The sequence below is a fragment of the Acholeplasma equifetale ATCC 29724 genome (assembly GCF_000687735.1).
GTDB classification, from domain to species: Bacteria; Bacillota_I; Bacilli_A; order Acholeplasmatales; family Acholeplasmataceae; genus Acholeplasma; species Acholeplasma equifetale.
This window is the reverse complement of record NZ_JHXL01000001.1, coordinates 240,712-263,311: the sequence shown is the minus strand read 5'-3', so window position 1 is coordinate 263,311 and position 22,600 is coordinate 240,712. Positions and strand designations below refer to the sequence as shown.

22 protein-coding genes are annotated in these 22,600 nt (G+C 28.7%); 20 read left to right on the top strand and 2 right to left on the bottom strand.

Annotated features, from left to right (window positions below; translation table 11 throughout):
- Positions 1-156 precede the first annotated feature (156 nt).
- Positions 157-807 (top strand): DUF4268 domain-containing protein, encoded by a 651-nt coding sequence (locus T434_RS06405; RefSeq protein ID WP_051614285.1) that lies wholly within the window; start codon positions 157-159, stop codon positions 805-807.
- Between the two features lie 275 nt (positions 808-1,082).
- Here the strand turns inward: T434_RS06405 and T434_RS07610 are convergent, their stop codons facing one another.
- Positions 1,083-1,256, bottom strand: coding sequence for an ATP-binding protein (locus tag T434_RS07610; RefSeq protein WP_281172666.1), 174 nt, complete (start codon positions 1,254-1,256; stop codon positions 1,083-1,085).
- Positions 1,257-1,456: 200 nt separating this feature from the next.
- Here T434_RS07610 and T434_RS0101280 point away from each other — a divergent pair, with 200 nt between their 5' ends.
- From T434_RS0101280 to T434_RS0101190, 18 genes are all read left to right on the top strand, one after another.
- Complete coding sequence (locus T434_RS0101280) at positions 1,457-1,690, top strand: hypothetical protein (RefSeq protein WP_162150584.1); 234 nt, start codon at positions 1,457-1,459, stop codon at positions 1,688-1,690.
- A 481-nt stretch (positions 1,691-2,171) separates the two neighbouring features.
- A complete protein-coding gene (locus T434_RS0101275) occupies positions 2,172-3,014 on the top strand; it encodes a ribonuclease III domain-containing protein (RefSeq protein ID WP_026399567.1) in 843 nt (280 codons plus the stop codon).
- A gap of 304 nt (positions 3,015-3,318) precedes the next feature.
- On the top strand, positions 3,319-3,513 hold the full coding sequence (locus T434_RS08065) for a helix-turn-helix domain-containing protein (protein ID WP_026399566.1): 195 nt from the start codon (positions 3,319-3,321) through the stop codon (positions 3,511-3,513).
- A 138-nt stretch (positions 3,514-3,651) separates the two neighbouring features.
- Positions 3,652-4,374, top strand: coding sequence for a GIY-YIG nuclease family protein (locus T434_RS06400; RefSeq protein ID WP_210997083.1), 723 nt, complete (start codon positions 3,652-3,654; stop codon positions 4,372-4,374).
- Between the two features lie 196 nt (positions 4,375-4,570).
- Entirely contained in the window at positions 4,571-5,071 is a 501-nt protein-coding gene (locus T434_RS0101260) for a hypothetical protein (RefSeq protein ID WP_162150583.1), read from the top strand.
- Positions 5,072-5,503: 432 nt separating this feature from the next.
- Entirely contained in the window at positions 5,504-5,701 is a 198-nt protein-coding gene (locus T434_RS0101255) for a helix-turn-helix domain-containing protein (RefSeq protein WP_026399564.1), read from the top strand.
- Positions 5,701-8,805: a DEAD/DEAH box helicase family protein gene (locus T434_RS0101250; protein WP_026399563.1), complete on the top strand. Its 3,105-nt coding sequence runs from the start codon at positions 5,701-5,703 to the stop codon at positions 8,803-8,805. The genes T434_RS0101255 and T434_RS0101250 overlap by 1 nt, the downstream gene beginning before the upstream one ends.
- A gap of 12 nt (positions 8,806-8,817) precedes the next feature.
- Positions 8,818-10,476 carry an HsdM family class I SAM-dependent methyltransferase gene (locus tag T434_RS0101245; protein WP_026399562.1) on the top strand — a complete coding sequence of 553 codons (1,659 nt, stop codon included), beginning with the start codon at positions 8,818-8,820 and terminating at the stop codon, positions 10,474-10,476.
- The gene (locus T434_RS06395; RefSeq protein ID WP_051614284.1) at positions 10,469-11,641 is read left to right on the top strand and encodes a restriction endonuclease subunit S; all 1,173 of its coding nucleotides are present in this window, start codon (positions 10,469-10,471) and stop codon (positions 11,639-11,641) included. The genes T434_RS0101245 and T434_RS06395 overlap by 8 nt, the downstream gene beginning before the upstream one ends.
- A gap of 100 nt (positions 11,642-11,741) precedes the next feature.
- Complete coding sequence (locus tag T434_RS07365; RefSeq protein ID WP_162150582.1) at positions 11,742-12,527, top strand: hypothetical protein; 786 nt, start codon at positions 11,742-11,744, stop codon at positions 12,525-12,527.
- A gap of 3 nt (positions 12,528-12,530) precedes the next feature.
- Positions 12,531-14,891, top strand: a complete 2,361-nt coding sequence (locus T434_RS0101230) for a DEAD/DEAH box helicase (RefSeq protein ID WP_026399561.1) — start codon at positions 12,531-12,533, stop codon at positions 14,889-14,891.
- Between the two features lie 211 nt (positions 14,892-15,102).
- Entirely contained in the window at positions 15,103-15,489 is a 387-nt protein-coding gene (locus T434_RS0101225) for a hypothetical protein (protein ID WP_026399560.1), read from the top strand.
- Positions 15,490-16,387: 898 nt separating this feature from the next.
- Positions 16,388-16,594 carry an AbrB/MazE/SpoVT family DNA-binding domain-containing protein gene (locus T434_RS0101215; RefSeq protein WP_162150581.1) on the top strand — a complete coding sequence of 69 codons (207 nt, stop codon included), beginning with the start codon at positions 16,388-16,390 and terminating at the stop codon, positions 16,592-16,594.
- Entirely contained in the window at positions 16,591-17,310 is a 720-nt protein-coding gene (locus tag T434_RS0101210; RefSeq protein WP_026399558.1) for an ABC transporter ATP-binding protein, read from the top strand. Before T434_RS0101215 ends, T434_RS0101210 begins: the two co-directional genes overlap by 4 nt.
- On the top strand, positions 17,303-17,956 hold the full coding sequence (locus T434_RS0101205; RefSeq protein WP_026399557.1) for an ABC-2 transporter permease: 654 nt from the start codon (positions 17,303-17,305) through the stop codon (positions 17,954-17,956). The genes T434_RS0101210 and T434_RS0101205 overlap by 8 nt, the downstream gene beginning before the upstream one ends.
- Positions 17,957-18,202: 246 nt before the next feature.
- Entirely contained in the window at positions 18,203-19,237 is a 1,035-nt protein-coding gene (locus T434_RS0101200) for a M42 family metallopeptidase (RefSeq protein ID WP_026399556.1), read from the top strand.
- A 146-nt stretch (positions 19,238-19,383) separates the two neighbouring features.
- Positions 19,384-20,313: an RluA family pseudouridine synthase gene (locus tag T434_RS0101195; RefSeq protein ID WP_026399555.1), complete on the top strand. Its 930-nt coding sequence runs from the start codon at positions 19,384-19,386 to the stop codon at positions 20,311-20,313.
- Between the two features lie 110 nt (positions 20,314-20,423).
- Positions 20,424-21,206: a ZIP family metal transporter gene (locus tag T434_RS0101190; protein WP_245588309.1), complete on the top strand. Its 783-nt coding sequence runs from the start codon at positions 20,424-20,426 to the stop codon at positions 21,204-21,206.
- Between the two features lie 42 nt (positions 21,207-21,248).
- On the opposite strand, the gene T434_RS06385 is transcribed toward T434_RS0101190, so the two are convergent.
- Positions 21,249-21,635: a DUF2871 family protein gene (locus T434_RS06385; protein WP_084301003.1), complete on the bottom strand. Its 387-nt coding sequence runs from the start codon at positions 21,633-21,635 to the stop codon at positions 21,249-21,251.
- Between the two features lie 209 nt (positions 21,636-21,844).
- Here T434_RS06385 and T434_RS0101180 point away from each other — a divergent pair, with 209 nt between their 5' ends.
- Positions 21,845-22,555 carry an SDR family oxidoreductase gene (locus tag T434_RS0101180; protein ID WP_026399553.1) on the top strand — a complete coding sequence of 237 codons (711 nt, stop codon included), beginning with the start codon at positions 21,845-21,847 and terminating at the stop codon, positions 22,553-22,555.
- Positions 22,556-22,600 lie beyond the last annotated feature (45 nt).

The window sequence follows — 22,600 nt, the reverse complement described above, 5'->3', positions numbered from 1 at the left end:
TCTCTTATAGATGTAGAAACTGAAAAACAAGTAGGTTCTTTTAGTTGTGACATTTATTGTAAAGATGAGTTTTCTGATAAAAAGGTTATAATCAAAAATCAACTTGAAGCAACTGATCACCGCCATTTAGGTGAAATCCTTACATACGCTTCAGGTTTGGATGCTTCCATTGTTGTTTGGATTGTTAAAGAAGCAAGAGCTGAGGATGCTAGAGCTGTTGAATGGTTAAATGAACATTTTGATAGCGATGTTTCTTTCTTCTTAATTGAAGTTCATGCATATAAGATTGGTAACTCAGATCCAGCACCTCAATTTAAAGTTATAGAGCAGCCTAATGATTTTGCTGTACAAGTAAAAAAGAGTAATAAAACTGGAGAAAAGTTCAATCAAACAATGAATTATAGACAAGATTTCTGGACAAAATTTAATGATGTTTTAACAGAAAGAGGCAATCCTTTTAACAAAAGAAAGCCAACAACTGACCATTGGTACGATGTTTCAATCGGAAGTTCAAAGTGCCATTTAGGTATTGGCTTGATTAATAAAGATAATAAGATTCATGTTTATATTTGGGTTAATGATTCTAAAGAACAATATGATGCAATATATGCTCATAAAGATGAAATTGAATCATCAACTGGTTACACATATGTTTGGAATCGAAACGATAGCAAAAAAGCGTCAAATATAACAGCATCTATTCCAGGATTAGACTTTGAACATCAAGATAATTATAAAGAATTAATGAATCAAACTATTGACTTATTAGTTAAACTAAGAACAGCAGTTAAACCATATTTAATATAAAAAAATAAAGGAGTCATCATTACCTTTAATCGGGTAGTGGTGGCTCCTTTTTTGCGTTATATAAATAATTCTGGCGCGTTTCTAAAAACTAGTGATGTTTCAGACTTCGCACTTTCATTCCTACATTGCAATAATAAATCTTTTTTTAGCACAAATGGTGCCGTAGATGTAGAAAGACGTTTCATCAACATAAGTTTTCTTATTATCAATGATGTATCTAGCTGCTTCTCTAGAATATTATAAAAGTCAAGTTAAGAATGTACAATTGTGTGCAGTTAAGATTCCTCAGTTTTATTGTATTTAAGTTTATCTTTAATACGATAAGAGTTACCAGTGATATTAAACAGATAATAGTGATGAAGAATTCTATCTAAAATTGCTTTAGTAATCATTTCATCATTACCTAATATATTGGGCCATTTTTCAAAGGTCATATTACTAGTAAACACTCTTAGTATTGTTAAATTATTGAATAAAACATCAGATCATTTTAAAAAGGAACCACTATTAATTCCGTTAATTTTTGGAGATAATGTTGAACGAGGTGCTTTCCAAATTGGAAGTATTTATGCAGCCTTCTATATGCTTTTTTTTATGCAAAGAAAACAACTATTATAGTGAGGATTGTTTAAAGTAAATAAATTCAATAATGTCTAAAGCAAATGTCATAGAACCATTAAACGGAACTGTAAAACCTATTTTACGAAACTTAAGAAATGCAATTGCTCATGGCGATGTTGAGCCACTTGGAAACAATCAATTTTCTTTTATAGATGAAAATAAAAAGCGAAAGGTGAAACTAGTATTTACTCTTTCAGCTCAAGACTTAATGGATATAATGAATATTGCTATCAAGGATTTAAGTAAAAAAATAAACAACTGATACAAATACCTTAGATAAATCTATCATAGATCTACATATATGAAAACATAAACATTACAGATAACTACCTGCCTGAATGGTCAAATGATGTGTGGATGATAATGGTTGAAAAAGCAATTGTTAATAGAGACAAATCAATAACTTTTAAGGTTACAAGTGGAACTGAAATTACCGTATAAAATTAGGACCTTGACAAAAGGGTCTTCTTTATTAATTTATAGACAAAAACTTAAACAAGTGATAAAATATAGGGGTCCGATTGAAGGATTAGTTTCCTCAAAGTATTTGAGTAACGGGATTTATCTTGACTCCTCTATGCGAGTGGTAGAGTTTAGATAGATAAACTTACAATTATTATTTTGATGAAATTAAGACTTAAGCAACTGGGGTTATTCTACTTACTGCTAGAAGTGGGGACCTCTTATCGGCATAGGTCTTTTTTGTTTCCTCTCGGACAATAAAATAAATAGGAGGAATCAAAATGAAAATGCAAGATTTATGTGAACACTTAGATGTTGTTCAAAAGAAGATTGGCTACTGGTTTGATAATGAGGACTTGCTTTTACAAGCTTTCACCCGTAGCTCATATTCATCACAATATGGTGGTGAAAACAATGAAGTACTAGAATTTTTAGGCGATAGGGTTCTAGATTTTTATGTAGTAAAAATTATCGCTGATAGATTTGGCTTTGTGAAATCTCAATCTGATTACTATGATGAAGAGAATGATCTTGACGAATACTGTATCGTTGCTCATAAGAATGAAGCAGCTTTTACAGAACTAAAAAAACAAATAGTATCTAATGAAACACTCGCAAAAACAATTGATAAATTAGGGTTATTTAAGTATATGTATTTAGGTGATACAGACTTAGAAAATCCAAAGTTCAAAGATAATTTGATAAAAGTTAAGGCGGATCTTTTTGAAGCTATACTTGGTGCAGTTGCAATTGACAGTGATTGGAATCAAGATGAACTTCAAAATGTTGTAGAGTATATGCTTCAGATAGATGACTTCCTAGAAGATGTCGATACTGAAGAGCCAAGACCATCAAAGTTTCAGTTAGAGAATGCGGTGACTACTTTAAAAGAACTATCAGAAAAAGGTAGATGCTCTATTCCTGAATACGATCAATCAGAAGAACAAGTATTGATGAATGATGGAAGTTTAATGTGGGAGTGCACTTGTTACATTAGAAGCTGGGCAATGAAACACACTGCTTATGCAACATCTAAAAAAGAAGCCAAAAGGTATGCAGCTTATTTAGTTCTTTGTGATTTCTACGGATTACCTGATGAGTTTGCAGAAGAAGATAACGAATAATGAAACTTGTCTATGGAAAAGTGTATAAATTTGCTAATATATAATATGAACAGATGCATATGCTCCGAAGCGGCACTAAGTATTCGTGTGCTCGACATTCAAGTACCTATGGGCCGTAATAGATAGCTGTACGCAAGTTAATGGCAATTAAACGGGTTATACCTCTTTCCTAAACTTAAAAAGAGGCTAATTTTTGTATTCAAGACAGTTTGTTGTTTACATTAAATTGAGCCGTTAAAATCTTGTGTTTATATTTATAATGTGATATAATCTTTTACATTACCAAAAATGGAGCGTTTATTTAATGATATTCGCTGAAAAAGTCAAATATGTTAGAGTCAAATTACTGTTAAGTCAAGAGGCACTTGCAAAGGAAATTGGCATTTCTTATCCTACGTTAAATCGTTGGGAGAATGGTCATAACCCTACTTGGGTTTTGGAGTGTAAGTTTTACAATTATTGTGAAAGCAAGAGCATCAAGTTTGAGAAGAATAAATAATGGAAGAAAACAGAAATACGCAGATACATATAATTCCTTTTGATTTGAGGTGCGTTTTTATCGATATGTTGAGTCTTGATAATTTCATTCATAATAGAAGGAGTATCTAGTTGAATCACTTAATAGGATGGCTAATTGATGTCAAATCAAATATTGCTAAATGATTTATTACACTTGTCAAACGAAGAAATAAAACTATATAAAGTAAAATTTAATCAACCTAATCGCGAAGGTAAAAATCCTATGGATGAGTACAAAAAAGATCCAGAAGTCATTGATAACCAGTGGCTGTTTTGGAGAGAGACACAAAGATATTTTAGAGTAGGCCAATTTGCCGTTAGTTTTATGAGACTTACGTATAATACTTGGTTGTTAACGACTATAAAAGAAGTAACCGAGGATCTTAACATTGAGCATGGTGTCAACTATAAAGGTGTTTCAGTTGAAGAATATAGTAAGTATTTTGGCCGAGTCATAGTAAAATACCATAAATATCATCAAGGTCAAGGGAGATATCTTTCTAAGATTATAGATCAGTTGGAAGTTGTTCAAATTTTGCCCACCACATTTGATGGTGATGATTTTCCTGGTTATGACAATGTGAGATTGACTTTTTCACAATTGGAAACAATAATTGTAAGGAATAAACGTGATTGGATAGCAGCGCTGGAGAATCAAAAAGCAGTCTATTTAATTACAGATACCAGCAATGGAAATCAGTATGTTGGATCTGCTACTTCTGATATTGGAATGCTGTTAACCAGATGGAAAAATTATGTATCAAATGGACACGGGGGTAATAAACTACTAAAAGAAATAGTAAGTGAATTTGGGTTTGACTACATAAAAAAATACTTTTAATATTCAATATTAGAAAACTATAACGCTAGAACTGATGATCAAGTGATTTTAAGCCGTGAGTCATGGTGGAAGAAAACATTAGGTACTAGAGCCTTTGGGCTCAACTCAAATTAATTTAATTTATTAATTCCTTGGTACAAAGGGTAATACAGGCTTGACCTGTAAATAAAATGGCAAGTGCCAGAAGGAGATACTTATGAAAAGTATTGAAATTAAAGTACCAAGGAACTTGATTCAAAAGTTTTATCCGCATCCTGAACCATATGGTGACGGAGACTATGTTGTTGATTTAATCAACGGCATGTACACTGATGTTTTTTATAGAGAAGAAGGAGATTTTGTCACCATTACAAATGACAGCAAATTGATCTCTTATCTTAAAAAGAATCAGATTAAGTCAAGACATTACTTTTTCAGAAATGGAGTCTATTCATTACGTATTAAAGAGGATATTGATAATCAGAACATCAAAGATTGGGAACTTGTTTCACCAATCATTGTTAAATTAGAGATGCCTGAAGAACACAATCTACCTAATAAATTTATGTTTTGTTTTTACTGGATTGAAGTTGGATATGCAACCATGAAAGATAGAACAATGACTCTTAGAGTGTACGAAAAGGATCTGATCCACATGATAGACATTGGTGTTGCTATAGATTTAATCATTGAGTCAATAAAAAACACAACTAATTGATATTGACAGCCTTGTTAAGCCATATTTACAGGGGGTGCTAAAAATCAGTTAATGGTGCGTAAAATTACCAAAGGGTGCGTAATTGTATCAAAATAGGTAATTAAAGCCATATTGAATTACAAGTTTTGATACAATACAAAACATTAAATAGTTGCTAGCGGATAGGGAGATTTTTCCTTTCCGCCAGTTTTAATAAGATCAGTAATAGTCAATCTTTAGACTAATTATTGGTCTTTTTTTACTTTTTTATGTAACAATTTAACGATTTGCTACTTTTGAACGATTATTCAACAAATGAACGATTAGGGGAAGTTTTGAAAGATTTGAGAAAAACATGACTTAAATTGACAGTTTATTTAATAAATTATGGACGGATTGATAAAAAAGTGCTATACTAATTACAAGACGTTTACAAGCGAAAAGGTGAATATTATGAATTATAAAAAATTAGTTAAAGAGATAAGAGAAAAGCTGATTATCACTCAAGAAGAGTTAGCAACTCTTTTAGGCGTTTCATTTGCTTCGATTAATAGATGGGAAACTGGTAAACATGAGCCTACGACTAAAATCAAGAGAAAGATAGTCGAACTTTGTAAGGAAAATAACATAGATTTGGCGGGGGATAAATAATGTTACATTTTAATGAGGACACAAGAGTAAAATTTCCTGCGACCATTCAATTCTTAAGATTGGGTTATGAATATCAATCTCTTAAAGGTGCAAAAATTGATTTTGAAACTAAGATCTTTATTGATAGATTTAAAACATCGTTAGAAAGAATCAATAAAAGAGAAATATCAAATGACGAATTGTTTGCTCTATTAGCTGAAATTAACACATTAATTAAAAATAATGATTTAGGTAAAGAATTCTATAAGAGACTGCTTTCATCTGAGTATCCAATTCGATTACTCGATTTAGATAATTTTAATAACAATGATTTTGCAGTTGTTAATGAATTGCCTTTTAGCATAAAAGAAGGAACAGAAGAAGGATCATTTAGACCAGACATTAATATTCTAATCAATGGTATGCCATTAGCGTTCTTAGAAGTGAAGCATCCTGATAATAGTGGTGGAATACAAGTTGAGTTTGAAAGAATGATCAATAAGAGATTAAAGAATGATGATTATAAAAAGTACTTTAATTTAATCCAAGTTATTTCTTTTTCAAATAATATGGAATATGAAGATGCTGATGATGACATTGCTGATGAAGTTAAAGCAGGTTCATTCTATACAACTCCTAATGGACAAAGCACAACATTCTCATTCTTTAGAGAAGATATCAAAGAGTATCATTCCAAATATAAACTAAAAGAAATCGATGAAACAATGATCAAATATGTCGTTAGAGATGGTGGATATAATCCAGATGAAACTGAGACACCAGAATTTAACACTAATCTTTCTGACCTAACTCCATGTAACAGATTTATAACATCTCTTTTTGATAAAGAGAGATTTTTGTACATGCTCCGTTATGGCATTATGTTTTTAACTGAAATCAAAAAGGTTCGTAATGTTACAACCAACACAGAAGAAGAAATTCCAATTAAGCAAAAACATATCATGAGATATCCTCAGTTCTTTGCAACTAGGGCCATCATCAAACGATTAAGTGAAAAAGATAAGAACGGGATTATTTGGCATACTCAAGGTTCTGGTAAAACTGCTCTTTCAGCATACTCAATTAAGGTTATTTCTGATTACTTCGCTAAGAAGAACGTTAATACCCGATTCTTCTTTATCGTAGATAGACTTGACCTTATGACTCAAGCAACTACCGAATTTACAAATAGAGGTTTTACAGTAACAAACGTTTCAAGTAAAACTGAATTTGCAAAGGAACTAAAGAAACCACTTGACGAAGATAATGATGGTATTGGTACAATTTGTGTTGTTAACATTCACAAGTTGATGGAAGAATCAAAAATGCCAGTAGTTGAGAATGTTTACAATGTCAAGGTTCAAAGAATATTCTTTGTAGATGAAGCTCATAGATCATATAGCATTCATGGTGAATTCTTTAAGAACCTTATGACTTGTGACTCAAATGGTATCTATATTGCCATGACAGGAACTCCGTTATTAACCAAGAAGGAACGATCTAACTTAAAGTTTGGTGATTACATACACAAGTATTTCTATGACAAGTCAATCGCTGATGGTTACACATTAAGAATTAAGAAAGAGCAAATCGATACTGCTGCAAAAACTGAGATTAAAGAAAATCTTGATATCGAAAATCAAAACCTAGATAGCAAGGATGTTTATGAATCTGATGATTATATAGAAGGTGTTTCTAAATATATCGAGAGAGATTTCAGACAATTTAGATTAGTTAACACTGATAATACAATAGGTGGAATGATTGTCTGTCGTTCAAATGAGCAAGCAAGAAAAATCAATGAATGGTTTAAGAATAACAGTAAATTAACAAGTGGCCTTGTAATGTCTGATAGTGAAAATAATGCAGTTCAAAGTGCACTAAATAAACAACATCAAATCAACTTTAGAGAAAGTGGATTCCCTGATATCTTAGTTGTTCATTATATGCTAACGACAGGATATGATGTGAAACGATTAAAAAAAATGTATCTTTTAAGAGGACCAAAAGCACAAAACTTACTTCAAACAATCTCTCGTGTTAACAGGCCATATAAGAGTCCTACAGGTAAGGTGTATCAATATGGTTATATTGTAGATTTTGTTGACATTGAGAAAGAATATAATAATACCCTAGATGCTTACATAAAAGAACTTGAAGCCGACATGAGTGAAGATGGCGATGATGAAGTTTCATTATCTGGTCTTGTTGTTGATAAAGAAGATATTAAGAGAAAACTTGATAAACTTACAACTGAACTAAAACAATTTATACCTGCAGATAATATTGAAATGTTTGTTAATATGATGCAATACTTCAATAAGGATGCACTATTAAAGATTAGAAAGTTATTAACAGGTGTTAAAGATTGTTCTGTTGAATTCAAACTTTCAAGAGCAGAAGAATATTCAAAACTTATTGATGATGACAAAGTTAACAAATACTTAAAGGCTGTCAATAACAGAATTTCATTTATCAATTTATCAAGTAAAGTTATTGATACTCTAGATATTATGAATAATGAAGAGGTCATCAAAGTGGTTTATGAATTTATTAAAACCAAAATCACTATCTTAGATTTAGGCAAATTTATACTTAAAGATGAGGATTTTAATAAAGTTAAAGATGTATTAACAGATCTTCAAAGAGAAGTACAAAAGAATAAGAATAAAAAAGACATTAAGATTCAAAAACTAGAAGATTTACTTAAGAAAATATTTGAAAAACTTCAAGTGTTTGAATATGAAACGATAGATGAGTTGTCAGATGAATTAAAGGCCGCATTAGAAGAAGCAAAAAGAATCAATGAAGAAAATGAACGGTTATCTCAAGCCTACGGTGGAAGTTTTGCTTTTGTAAAAACATTAAGCGATGCTGTTCTTGAAACAACTATTGATAGATCGGACATTGAGTCATTCTTGAAGATTATTTATGATAACATTAAAGATACAATCTATGATGATGCTTTAATCGTGCAAGGTAAAAAAGGATTCGTAGATGCAACAAAAGCAAAGATAACTATTATTTTAATTAAAGAAAAGTTATTCAAGAAAGTAAAAGAATCATATGACGATATTCTTGAAATGTTATATGTGAATTTACTACTGTATAAAGAAAGCATTTAGGAGGAGTATAATATGCTAAATTATGTAGAGTTAGAGAAAAATATAAAATCCATTATTGATGATCTCCAAGGTTTATGTTCAACCAATGGATTATCCAATACGGCTTATGAAGAAGTGGTTGTTACTTCTGTATTCCTTTATAAGTTTTTAAATGATAAGTTCATGGCTAATCTTCGCAAGTTCTGTAAGGATACAGGTTTAGACTATCAATCAGTTATCAAAAATGAAGATGATATGCTTGATGCTTTTTATGCCGCATATCCTCAAGATGTGGCATTCAAATATGAAGACACCATTGATTATTTAGTTCAACATATTAAGGATGATGATTTTTATAAGCAATTTGATACTACTTTAATTAGAATATCAAATTATAAAGAAAACCAATCCTTCAGTGTTGAAACAGCTGGTGGTGAAAAGAAACCTTTATTCACAGAAATATGTGACAAAGTTGAAGCATCAAGAAGAAATGCTTTTGCAAGAAACATATTTTCTTACATCACAAGAGATCGTTTTGATTTTGGTGAGACCATAGAAGGCAGTTATGACTTTTTCAGCACTATTTTCGAATACCTTATTCAAAACTATAACGTAGCAAGTGGAACCTATGCTGAATATTTTACACCGCAAGCATTATCCAGTGCGATTGCTAAAATTTTAGTTCATATGTCACCAATCGAAGATAAAATTTATGAAATATATGATCCATCTGCTGGTTCTGGTTCTTTAGTGCTTCACTTAGCAAACGAACTAGGAGATGGTAAATTTGGTAATAAAGCCAGAGTATATACACAAGATATTTCTCAAAAGTCATCACGTTTCTTGAGAATCAATATGCTTCTAAATGGTTTAAAAGAATCCTTAGAAAATATCATTGAAGGTGATACCCTTGAAACACCAGCTCATTATAGAATAAAAGGTGATGATACCTCAGGATTGAAAAAGTTTGATTTTATCACTTCAAATCCTCCATTTAAAACGGACTTTTCATCTACTAGAGATAAGATTGAAACAAAATGGGAAAAAACCACAAGATTCTTTGCTGGAGTACCAAAGATTCCAAATGCTAAAAAAGAATCTATGGCAATTTACCTTTGTTTTATTCAACACATCTTATATTCATTAAAAGATGGTGGAAAAGCAGCTATTGTTGTACCTACTGGTTTTTTAACAGCACAAGCTGGTATTGAGAAAAAGATTAGACAATATATAATTAATAATCAATGGCTTCGTGGCGTGATTTCCATGCCTTCTAATATTTTTGCAAATACAGGAACGAATGTTTCAGTTTTATTTATTGATAAGTCAAACATTAACGGCGAAGTTTTATTAATGGATGCTTCTAAACTAGGTGAAAAAGTTAAGGTTGGGAAAAATCAGAAAACAGTTTTATCAAAAGAAGAACTTCATAAAATTGTTGATGTTTTTGTTAACCACAAAATTGAAGATGATTTTTCTGTCTCAGTAACATATAATCAAATTAAAGAGAAAAACTATTCATTTAGTGCTGGTCAATATTTTGATGTAAAAATTGAGTATGTTGAATTAACTCCTGAAGAGTTTCGAGAAAAAATGGTCACATACAAGAATAATCTCACTAAGTTATTTGATGAGAGTAAGGTTTTAGAAGATGAAATCAAGCATCAACTAGAGGAGATTAAATATGAATAGAGCAAAAATAGGTGATTTATGTAATTTATACAGTGGTGGAACACCATCAACAAAATGTTCTGAATATTGGGGTGGAAATTTTCCATGGTTATCATCAGCTGTTTCGAATCAAGATTTTATTTATTCATCAGAAATTACAATCACTCAAGAGGGAGTTGATAATTCTGCAACAAGGTTAGCAAAGAAAAATTCTGTTTTAATCGCTACTGCAGGTGAAGGAAAAACAAGAGGACAAGTTAGTTATCTAGAAATAGATGCATACATTAATCAGTCTTTAATTTCAATAGTCCCCAAAAAAGATATTACAGCTTTGTACCTATATTATTATTTAAAGAATAGTTATGGAAGAATACGTAAACTGTCAGATATTACTGGAATTCGAGGTAGTTTATCAGGAGATCTACTAAAGTCTTTTATTATTGAGTATCCTGATTTGGATACTCAAAAGAAAATCACTACAACATTGAGGACAATTGATAGAAATATTGAGAATAATAAGAAAATAATCAATGAATTAGAATCAATGTCAAAAACATTATATGATTATTGGTTTCTTCAATTTGAATTTCCAAATAAAGAAGGAAAGCCATATAGAACTTCAGGTGGAAAAATGGTATGGAATGAGGAACTAAAAAGAGAAATTCCTGAAGGGTGGGAAGTAAAGAATGCATATGAAATTGCTGATATAAAAACCGGAAAAGAAGATGCAAACCATGCAACTAAAAATGGTAAATACCCTTTCTTTACTTGCGCCAATGATGTTTTGCGATGTGATGATTATAAATTTGATGGTAATGTAATTCTTATTGCTGGTAATGGTGATTTTAATGTAAAACATTATAATGGGAAATTTAATGCTTATCAAAGAACTTATGTTATTACACCGCATAATGATAAGTACGTTGGAGTATTTCATTTAAGCTGTAAACAAACAGTTGAAAAATTTATTAAGGGTTCAAATGGTTCAATAGTGAAGTTTATTACACTAAGAGATATTCAAAATATAAAAATACTGGATTGCAAAAATGATAAATTGCTTGAGCCGTTTAATGTTTTTCTTGAAAAAATAGATCTTCTAAAAAAAGAAAACCAAGAATTATCATCACTTAGAGATTTTTTATTACCATTACTTATGAACGGTCAAGTGAAATTCAAAGATAAATAAAGCAATGGACTAATTGTTATTAAGAAAAAAAGCATATAAGTAATAAATAAACAATTTGTATAGGGAAGGTCAATATAGTTTATTATACAAAAGTTTTTCCTTGGAAAAACAGATAAGAGGTGAAAACGTGGAGTATACAACAGAAATAATAACTATTAAAAATGTTGATAATATTGAAATTGATATTAAAGTTTTTCACCTCGTTTTATCTGATTTTTCAACAATTAGGGATACTATTGAAAATGAAATAGTTGATATTTGGGAAACAAATATTGGCTATACTTTAGATGTAGTAAAAAGGGATATTTATAATGTAATTACATCTAAATCTAATATTCAAAAACATGGACTTGTTGCGGAATTTTTCATGCATTTATTTTTACGTGATTTAGGTTACGAACAAAAATGTGTCTTTTCTAATTTGGAAGAAAACTCAATGAAAAAAGGATTCGATGGTTTTTATGAATTTGCTAATGAGTTTTGGATAGCTGAAAGTAAAAGCGCAATCACAGAGGTTAAACATAAAGATAAAATTAGAGAAGCTATAATTGATATTGATTATAAAGTAAGAAATACAGAGGGTAATAATCCTTGGAAAAATGCATTACACCACATTATGATTAGACAGCATGGAAGGAAAGATGATTCTTTATCTAAAAAAGTTTTATCTCTTTCAAGTGACTATATAAAAAAGGTGAGCCATGACTCTTCAGAATTTAATCTTATTCCAACCTCAACTCTTTTTGTAAATAATAATCAATCGGTTAGTGAAATAAAAAAAGAATTAGAAGAAATTATATCTGGAAGAAAAATCAAAGCGATGATCGTTTTATGTGTAAACAATGACATATATAATGAATTTATAGACTATTTAAAAGGGGAATAAGTTATGGATTCAAATACAAAAACGATATTTACAAAATTAAATAAGGAAGATAATGTTTTTAATAAAATATTAGAAAAGATAACTAAAAATGATGAATTTTCCAACGAAGAATATTCTTATATTTTATCTTTAAGTTTGATATTTTATGATGAATATCTAAAAAAAGATAAAATAGGTTATATGGAATTTTCATATTATCTTGTCTTAAAGTATTCATTGAAAACAAAAGATTTTAATCCGTTATTGATGTTTTCTATAAACAATGGATTATATCCGATTGCAAAAAGTATTTTTTATGATTATGATAAAAATATTCATGATGTCGTATTTGAAGAAGGTATTAATTTCTATAAAAAAGGTGGTATATATGAGTTAAAAAAACAATTTGAATCTAGAAAAGCGTTGATAGAATCAGCTGCACAAAATAGAGCATATATCGCTCCAACTTCTTATGGTAAAAGTTCAGCGATAATAGAAGATATTTTTAATAACCCTGTTAATAAAATAGGTATTATTGTTCCTAAAAAAGCATTAATTTGGCAAACATTTAGAAATATTAAAAACAATGTTAAGAATTTACATTACAAGATTTTACTTCATGATACAGAATATAATAATGAAGAAAAAGTAATTTGTATTTTTACTCAGGAAAGAGCAATAAGACTTCTTCAAGATTCATCATTTGCATTTGATACACTATATATTGATGAAGCACATAATTTATTTGAAAAAGACGAGCGAAATGTTTTACTTGCACGCTTAATTAAATTGAATAAAAAGATTAATTCTAATCATAGAGTTGTATACTTATCACCACTGATTAAAGATGCTAATAATTTAATATTTTTTGAAAATGATAATGTCGATATGAAAAAAATTGATTTTAATATAAAAGAGTTTAATGTTGCTTTATGTAATAAAGATGGTTCTGTAGAACTATATAATAGATTTGTTGATAGTTATTATTTCATGGGATGTAAATATGATAACCATTTAGATTATATATTTAATAATCTTGGGAAGAAAAACCTTTTTTATTTTAACAGACCTAAAGATATTGAGAATTTTTCTCAAGAATTATTATCTAATATTAAAATGGGTGCTTTTCAAATTCAAAACCAATCTAACGACATGGAAACAAAAAAAATAGCTGATATGATTTCAAAATATGTGGATAATGATTATAATCTTGTTGAATTGATTAATTTTGGAATTATTTATATTCACGGAAAAATGCCTGATGTTATAAAAGATTATTTAATTAACAAATTTACTTCCGTTCATGGAATGAAAATATTAATATCAAATTCATCAATTCTTGAAGGTATGAATTTATCATTAGATACAATGTTTATATTTGATGTTTATGGGTTAAAACAAAATGATTTATTTAATTTGGTTGGAAGAATAAACAGATTAAGTGATGTGTTTCTAAATAACGACTTGTCAAAACTATTTTGTGATATACATTTTATAGATTATGGTTTAAAAAATACAAACATTAAAACCAAAATATCACTTTTAAGATCTGATGTTAATGATGAAGTACAAAACCCCTTGCTATTAAAAGCAAATCTTGATAATAAAGGGCGAAAAATTTTAGAACAAGAAAACAGCTTTATTAATGATTATCTCAATAAAGATATAAAAACAATATTGATTAAAAACGGTATTGCTTCAATTTATAAAGACGTGGATTCAATATCACAGCATATAGCTAACATATCCAATATCTCTAGTATTCGTGGTTTAGATTTAATAAATAAGATAAGCAAAGTGTTTTTTAATGATTGTGAAAATGTTACTGATTTTGAACTAGTAAGATTGAACCAACAAGCAACAATTAATTTTTATAAAAGTTATGTTAAAGAAGTATATCATTTGGACTTGAAAAGTAAGATTAGATTTTTCAAATCATATTTTGAAAAATCAAAAAATGAATATTATTTTATAGGTGAATCTTTTGGAGAAATACCATCGGAAATAAATCCATTTAGGAATGTGTATGTTAATATAAAAAATAAGACGCCAAAGGAAAAGATTAATTTATCAATCATTAAGTCAAAAATTGAAGACGATTTTGTAGGATTTAAGCTTGGAAAATTTGTAAAGGTATTGCTTGATTTGAGCCTTATTGAAGAAAGTGAATATAATATGTTTACCTATGGTACAAATGATAAAAGAAAACTTACTTTTATCAAAATGGGATTATCTCAAGTGGTTATAAAATTTATTGAGAAAAACCAACTTGAAAAAGAAATTACCATTAAAAATGGTGTGGTATTTGTAAATGATAAATTTAGGGAATTACTGGAAAAAGAGGATGATTTTATTCAGTTTGAAGTAGGTAAAATTGTATTTTAAATGTTATCAATCTGAAAAAATACAAGAAGTATAGAACAAATAAAAACTTACTATTAGAAACAGTTATTAAATTTATTTATTCTATTAATATTAGAGCGGTGGCTATAAATGCAGCCGTTTTTTCACTATAATAAAGGTAAATTTAAGGAAGTGATGTCACATGAGGGTTGAAAGCTATTTGTGTACTAACAAACTGTAGGAGGTTAAATTAATGTTAAGTATACAAGAGTACAAGAAGCTTCAAGAGTATAAGGAACTAGGGCTATCCAAAGTAAAAGTATCTAAAAAGTTGAACCTATCTTATAAGACGATTTGTAACTGGTGGGACAAAGACCAAGCATTCTTTAAGACTTTTCAAAAGAATCATGAGTATGTTTTAGATAACTATCGACAATACATCATTGAGATTTTGAAAATAAGTCCTCAAATAAACAATACCGTTTTATATAAAAGGATTAAAGATGACTTTTCTGAATTTGATGTCCAAAGTTCATCATTCTTTAAGTATGTAAAAGAAGTAAGAGAACAAACAGGTTTATTAAAACCTAAACGTAAGTTTCAAATTAGTAAACGAATTTATATATGTATTCGTAATTAAGTTGTTACATACTTATATAAAATTGTATTAAAAAAATAACACGATAAAGTCTAAAAATATAAATATTTCAACTAAAAAACGGATATTAATGGTAATAAATGTTATATTTAATATGAGCAAAAATATATTAGATTGATGATAATTTAAAAGATAAGTATCAATTTAATACTATTAAAAATAATGGAAAAACCTATGTTTTATTTTTTTTAAGTGGTTAATAGATAAGAATAAATCCAGATTAAAAGTAACACAAGAAAGAATTAAAAGCGAATTTATTAGTTACATAAATGCATACAAGGATCAAAATTCAACGATGGAAACCATGTATTTACTAATTAATGGTTTAGAATTGGATGTTATGCTGTTGGTTGAAAAATATAATTTAGTTATTGATTTTTTTTAGAAGTAAATGACTATTGTGAAATCCAAATTCACTCATCTCTTGAAAGTAATAATGATTTTTATATTACTATTCAAACAGAAGAAGAAAAAAATATATTAATTCTACAGGATGGGCATGAAATCGATGCTGAACAATTTACAACAAGTGAAATCATCGACATGATAATAAATCAAATCGAAACATATCATTGCAATGATATGTGAATTATTTTTTTATAAATGTAATAAAATAAAATATTTAATATAAAAACGTTGTTTAAGAATCTATCAGAAGTATGCTCTTTATAGATAATTGAATTGGTAAGATGTTTGTAGTCAAATAATGCTACTGACATCTTTTTTTTGTAAAAATTCGTTAATTAGAATTTATTATTTATATTCAGGTACTTAGTTTTTATGTATTAAAGACACTTTTTATATTCTCTTAATTGTCTTATAATATAATAAATAGTATAATAAGTATGAAAAGTATAACAAGTTATACAAGGAGGTAAAAATGGATAAACATAAGGGAAAATATATATGGTCAGTTATTGTTGGAGAAAAAGGTCAAATCGTTATACCTAAACAAGCAAGAGATATTTTTGATATTAAACCAGGGGATAGTTTAATTATTTTAGCTGATGAGAATCGTGGTATTGCAATTCCACCTAAAAGTGAATTTGATGTTATATATAAAAAGATTTTAGGTGAAGACAAATGAATGCAATAGAAATTAAAAATCTAACAAAAGAATATAAAACATTTATATTAGATAATGTGAGCTTCAATGTTGAAGAAGGACATATTGTTGGTTTTATTGGAAGAAATGGTGCAGGTAAAACAACAACAATTAAATCTATCTTAAATATTGTTAAAACAAAACACGGTGATGTAAAGTTTTTCGGATTGGATTTAAAGAATAATGAAAATATCATTAAAAACCAAATCGGTTATTCTAGTGGAACAACAAATTATTATCCACGTAAAAAATTAATAGATATTATAAATGTTACTAAAAAGTTTTATAAGAATTGGGATGATAACTTGATGAATGAATATAAAGAATTATTCCAATTAGATTTTTCAAAAACGCCAAGTGAATTGTCAGAAGGCATGAAGGTTAAGTTTAATTTATTATTGGCTTTAAGTCATCATGCTAAAGTATTAATTCTTGATGAACCAACTAGTGGACTTGATCCTTTTTCTAGAGACGAAATATTAGAAATTTTTATTGAACTTAAAAAAAGAGGTACTGCGATACTGTTTTCGACACATATAACATCAGACTTAGAAAAATGTGCAGATGATATTGTATATATAAGAAAAGGTAAAATCATTGGTGCTTGTAGTAAAGTTGATTTTATTAAGAAATATAAAAAAGATAATGAAACATTAGAAAGTATTATTCTTAGACTTGAGAGGGACAAACATGATTAATCTTGTAAGAAAAGAATTTAAATTGAGTGCGCACATATTATCATATTTATTTATCGCATTTGGCTTTATGACATTTATACCTGGATATCCGATTTTAGTAGGTGTATTCTTTTCATGTTTAGGGATTTTTCAATCTTTTCAATCATATAGAGAATCAAACGATATTTCATACTCAATTTTACTTCCAGTCACTAAAAAAGATATTGTAAAAGCAAAATTCATTTTTGTAAGTTCAATTGAACTTATGACTCTTACTTTAATGGCAATAATTACATTAATAAGAATGACTTTACTAAAAGATGCATCAGTATATGTTAATAACCCGTTATTAACCGCGAATTTAGTATTTTTAGGATACGCATTGATCATTTTCGGATGTTTTAACATACTCTTTGTAAGAGGATTTTTTAAAACAGGATATAATTTTGGAAAACCATTTGTTTCATTTGGAATCATTGGTTTTTTAGTTGTAGGTCTTGCAGAAGCGTTAAGATATTTTCCTGGATTAGAAGTATTAAATTCTTTTGGTTTTGATAATATAGGAATTCAATTGATAGGACTATTCATAGGAATAATTTTATATGCATTATTTACTTTTGTAGGTTATAAAAAGTCTGTTAAATCATTTGAGAAAATTGATTTATAAAATAATGTATTGAAGAAATATCAAAGAATATCAAGGTATAGTTTTGTATAAATACATTTTTATATATATAACATTATGTATGATTTTAATAAAAGAAGTTTAAGATTACTTTTAAAAGTAATAAGAATAACTAAAAAAACTTTATACATTCAAAATTACACAAACTTTTTTGATAGAGTTAATAAATATAATTTAAAAGATTAATATCTTAATTGATATTATATTTATGTAAAGGAGAAATATATAATGATTAAGTTCAATTTAGATGATTTTAAAAGTTTAGCAGAAGATGTTTTTAAATGTGATTCTCCGACTGGTTACACAAAAAATATCATTCAATTAGTTAAGAGTTATGTTGATTCTTATGGTTATGAATCAAAAATATTAAATAATGGGACTTTAGAAGTTTTTATAAAAGGTAATGATTCATCAAAACTTGTTGCAACATCAGCACATTGTGATACTTTAGGATTAATGGTTCGTTCGATTAAACCAAATGGTAAATTAGCATTAACAACTTTAGGTGGGCCGATTACACCAACATTAGATGGTGAATACTGTGTAATATATACTAGAGATGGAAGAAAATACACAGGTACAATACTTTCAACATCACCAGCAGTACATGTATATAAAGATGCTAATACTAAATCAAGAGACATTGATGAATTAGAAGTAAGATTAGATGAAGAAGTTTATTCAAAAGATGATGTTCTTAAGTTAGGTATTCAAAACGGAGATATTGTTGCATATGACACAAAATTTACAATTACTGATTCACTTTTCTTAAAGACTAGATTTGTTGATGATAAAGCATCAGTGGTTATATTGTTAATGCTATTAAAATATGCATCTGAACATAAAATAAAATTTAAGTATGACACTAAGATTTATTTTGTAACATACGAAGAAGTTGGTCATGGAGCTTCTATTGTTGATAAGAATATTGATGAATTTGTCACATTAGATATGGGGTGTATAGGTCTTGATTTAGCTGGAAGTGAATACGCTGTATCCATTTGTGCTAAAGATTCAGGAGGACCATATGATTATGAACTTACAACACGATTAATTAATCTTGCAAAAGAACATCATATATCATATACAGTTGACATATTCCCATTCTATGGTAGTGATATTGGTGCTGCAAGAAGAGCTGGGGTTGATATGAAAGGTGCATTAATAGGTAGTGGTGTAAGTGCATCTCATGGTATGGAAAGAACGCATATCAAGGGTATTGAAAATACATTGAAATTGATTTATGCATATTTAATTTTATAGAATTATTTATTTCCAATATAAAAGACATACTAAGAATTAATTTTCTAGTATGTCTTTTTTCGTATTAATTAATCAGATTATAAACATCAAAGAAAAGAAGAATATTGAATCTTTCAACATTAAAAGTAATATGATATCATATAAACATGGAAAAACTAATTTTTACTGTCACTGAGATTGACGCAAATAATAGAATCGATAAATATTTAAAAAAGCAGTTATCTAATGCACCTCTTAGTTTTATTTATCGTCTTTTTAGGCTGAAAGACGTTAGAGTAAATCATAAAAAGGTGGATGTGGATTACATTCTCAATATTGATGATGAGATTACTATTTTTTTAACAACTGATCAAAAAAATGAATTTATTACGGAATACAAATTTGTAAAAGTTCCATTAACAAGCTCTATTATATATGAAGATGAAAATATTCTAGTAATCAACAAAAAACGTGCTATTTTAGTACATCCTGATATACATGAACAAAATAATACACTAAATAATCAAGTTTTAACATATCTTTATGAAAAACAAGAATTTGATCCAAAATCTCGTGCATATGTGCCAAGTCCAATTAATCGAATTGATAAGAATACAAGTGGTGTAGTTATTTTCGCGAAAAAACAAGAAATTCATCAAAAATTAAGTAAAGCCCTACACGATAATACAGTCATAAGAGAGTATATGGCACTTGCACATGGTGATCTTAAAGAAGATGGTGAAATTGTAAGTAATCTTGTTAAAGATGAGAAACGTGGTTTAGTACATGTTGAAGAGAGTGGAAAAAAATCGATCACTCAATATGAAGTTATTCAAAGATTTGGTAAATATACACTCTTAAAAGTAACACTAAAAACAGGTAGATCCAATCAAATTAGAGTGCATTTATCTAGTATAAATCACCCTTTAGTTGGTGATCATAAGTATGGTAGAGAAGATCAATTTAAAACGCTTTGTCTTCATCATAGTCGTATTACTTTTAATCGTTTATCAGGTATAGCAGAATATCTTAACCATAAAGATTTAAAAGCACCTTTACCAAAGGATTTTGAAGATATAATTCATAACATTGAATAAACTAAACATAAAAAAATATATTTCATTTAATTAATGATATTAAATGTAAAATTTTCTGAAAATTGCTATAATGTATAAAGAAAGCGGTGATGATTTTGGACAATACACAGATGATTATCTTTGGAGTGTCATTTATTTTTATAATGACAAGCGCAGGCTCTGCGCTTATATATTTATTTAGAAATGGTATTTCTGAAAAATTAAATACAATATTCTTAGGATTTGCAGCAGGTATTATGATTGCTGCAAGTATTTGGTCTTTATTAATCCCATCAATTGAGCAAAGTGATTTTTTAGGTAATTTAGCATTTTTACCTGCAACTTTAGGCTTCTTGTTAGGAGGCTTATTCTTATTTGGAATCGATAAAATTGTTCCACATTTCCATAATGATTCCAAACAGGAAGAAGGGGTTAAAAATAAATTATCTCGATCTACAAAGCTTTTTTTAGCTATTGCGATTCATAATGTACCAGAAGGATTAGCTGTCGGATTTGCCTTCGGGGTAGCATTAGCCACACAGGGTACTGTGCAAGCAGCGTCATTTGCATCTGCATTAGGATTAGCAATTGGTATTGGTCTTCAAAACTTCCCAGAAGGTGCAGCAGTTTCACTTCCAATGGCTGAAGAGTTAGGAAGTCGAAATAAAGCTTTTGCATATGGAGTTTTCTCGGGGATAATTGAACCAATTGCTGCTTTAGTTGGTATTATACTTGCAAGTTCATTAACAACTTTAATGCCTTGGTTTTTATCATTTGCAGCAGGTGCTATGATGTATGTAGTTGCAGAAGAATTAATTCCTGGAGCACACTTAAGTGAAGATTCCCACTGGGGAACTTGGAGTGTTATGGTTGGTTTTGTTATTATGATGATTCTTGATGTTGCACTTGGATAATTTTTAAAAAATAAACCAGAACGTAAAAGTTCTGGTTTTATTTTATTGATTTTCTTTTTCGATATTGTCAATTTGCTTAATTAAAATCATGAAGAATTTTACAATACCTGCTGCCATAATCATATGATTTATACCTGCCAACCATGAAATTGTGATATCGCCTGCATTAGGTAAATTTGTACTTAATACTTCAAAAACACCACGAACCCCCATCATTATAACTAAAGAAATTAAACCGATATTATAAACAATTAAGAACATTTTATATGTTTTTGTTTGAATGATAAGTTTAAAATGTTTTTCAAATAACAACACTAATAAAAAGAATAAGGTACCTAATACCAAGACGTGAGTATGTAACCCTCCTAATACTGTTTGACCAGTAAAATCATTTAATTTGGTAAATTCTCTATAAAAATACCAAGTAATAAACCTAAAATGCTATAAAAAACTAATTTTTGCTAATGTTTTCATATAAAAGTCCTTTTCAATTTATATCAATACATTAGCATCCTATAAATGAAAATTCAATAATAATAGAATGTGGTATTACTGTCTTATAAATAAATTGTTAAAATATTAATGAGAACCACTAAAAGTGTCAAGATTTATCATAAAAAATAATTAAGGAGTAGAAAATGGTATTTAAAGATAAAATAGCTGTTGTAACAGGCGGAGCAAGCGGAATTGGTAAAGCAATCGTCGAAAAATTTATTTCATTAGGAGCTAAAGTAGCAATTATTGATGTAAAAGATAACCCTTATTTTGTTGGTGATATGGGTCAAAAGGAAGTCTTGGAAAAGTTTGCATCAAAAGTGATTCATGATTTTGGTAATATTGACTTTTTAATTAATAATGCACCACCACAAACTCATGGTATTGAAGATTCATCATACGAGGATTTTCAAAATGCATTAGCTGTTGGTGTCGTAGCACCTTTTTACTTAACAAAATTATTTAATAAATATTTTTCTGAAAATGCATCAATTATAAATATCGCATCTTCAAGAGATCGTCAAAGTCAACCTAACACTGAAAGTTACACGGCAGCTAAAGGTGGTATTTCAGCATTAACACATGCACTAGCAATATCACTAAGTGGTCGTGTTAGAGTTAATTCAATATCTCCTGGATGGATTAACACAACTCAAAATGAGTATTCAAGAGTAGATCATATTCAACATCCTGCAGGAAGAATAGGCACACCAAATGATATCGCAGAAATGGTTATGTTTTTATGTTCTGATAAAGCAGGGTTTATTACTGGTGAAAACATTTGTATAGATGGTGGGATGACAAAACGAATGATTTATCATAATGATTTTGGTTGGTCTTATAATAAAAAATAATCATCATTCATGATAAGTCAAATTTAAATACCACTTGTCATGGTA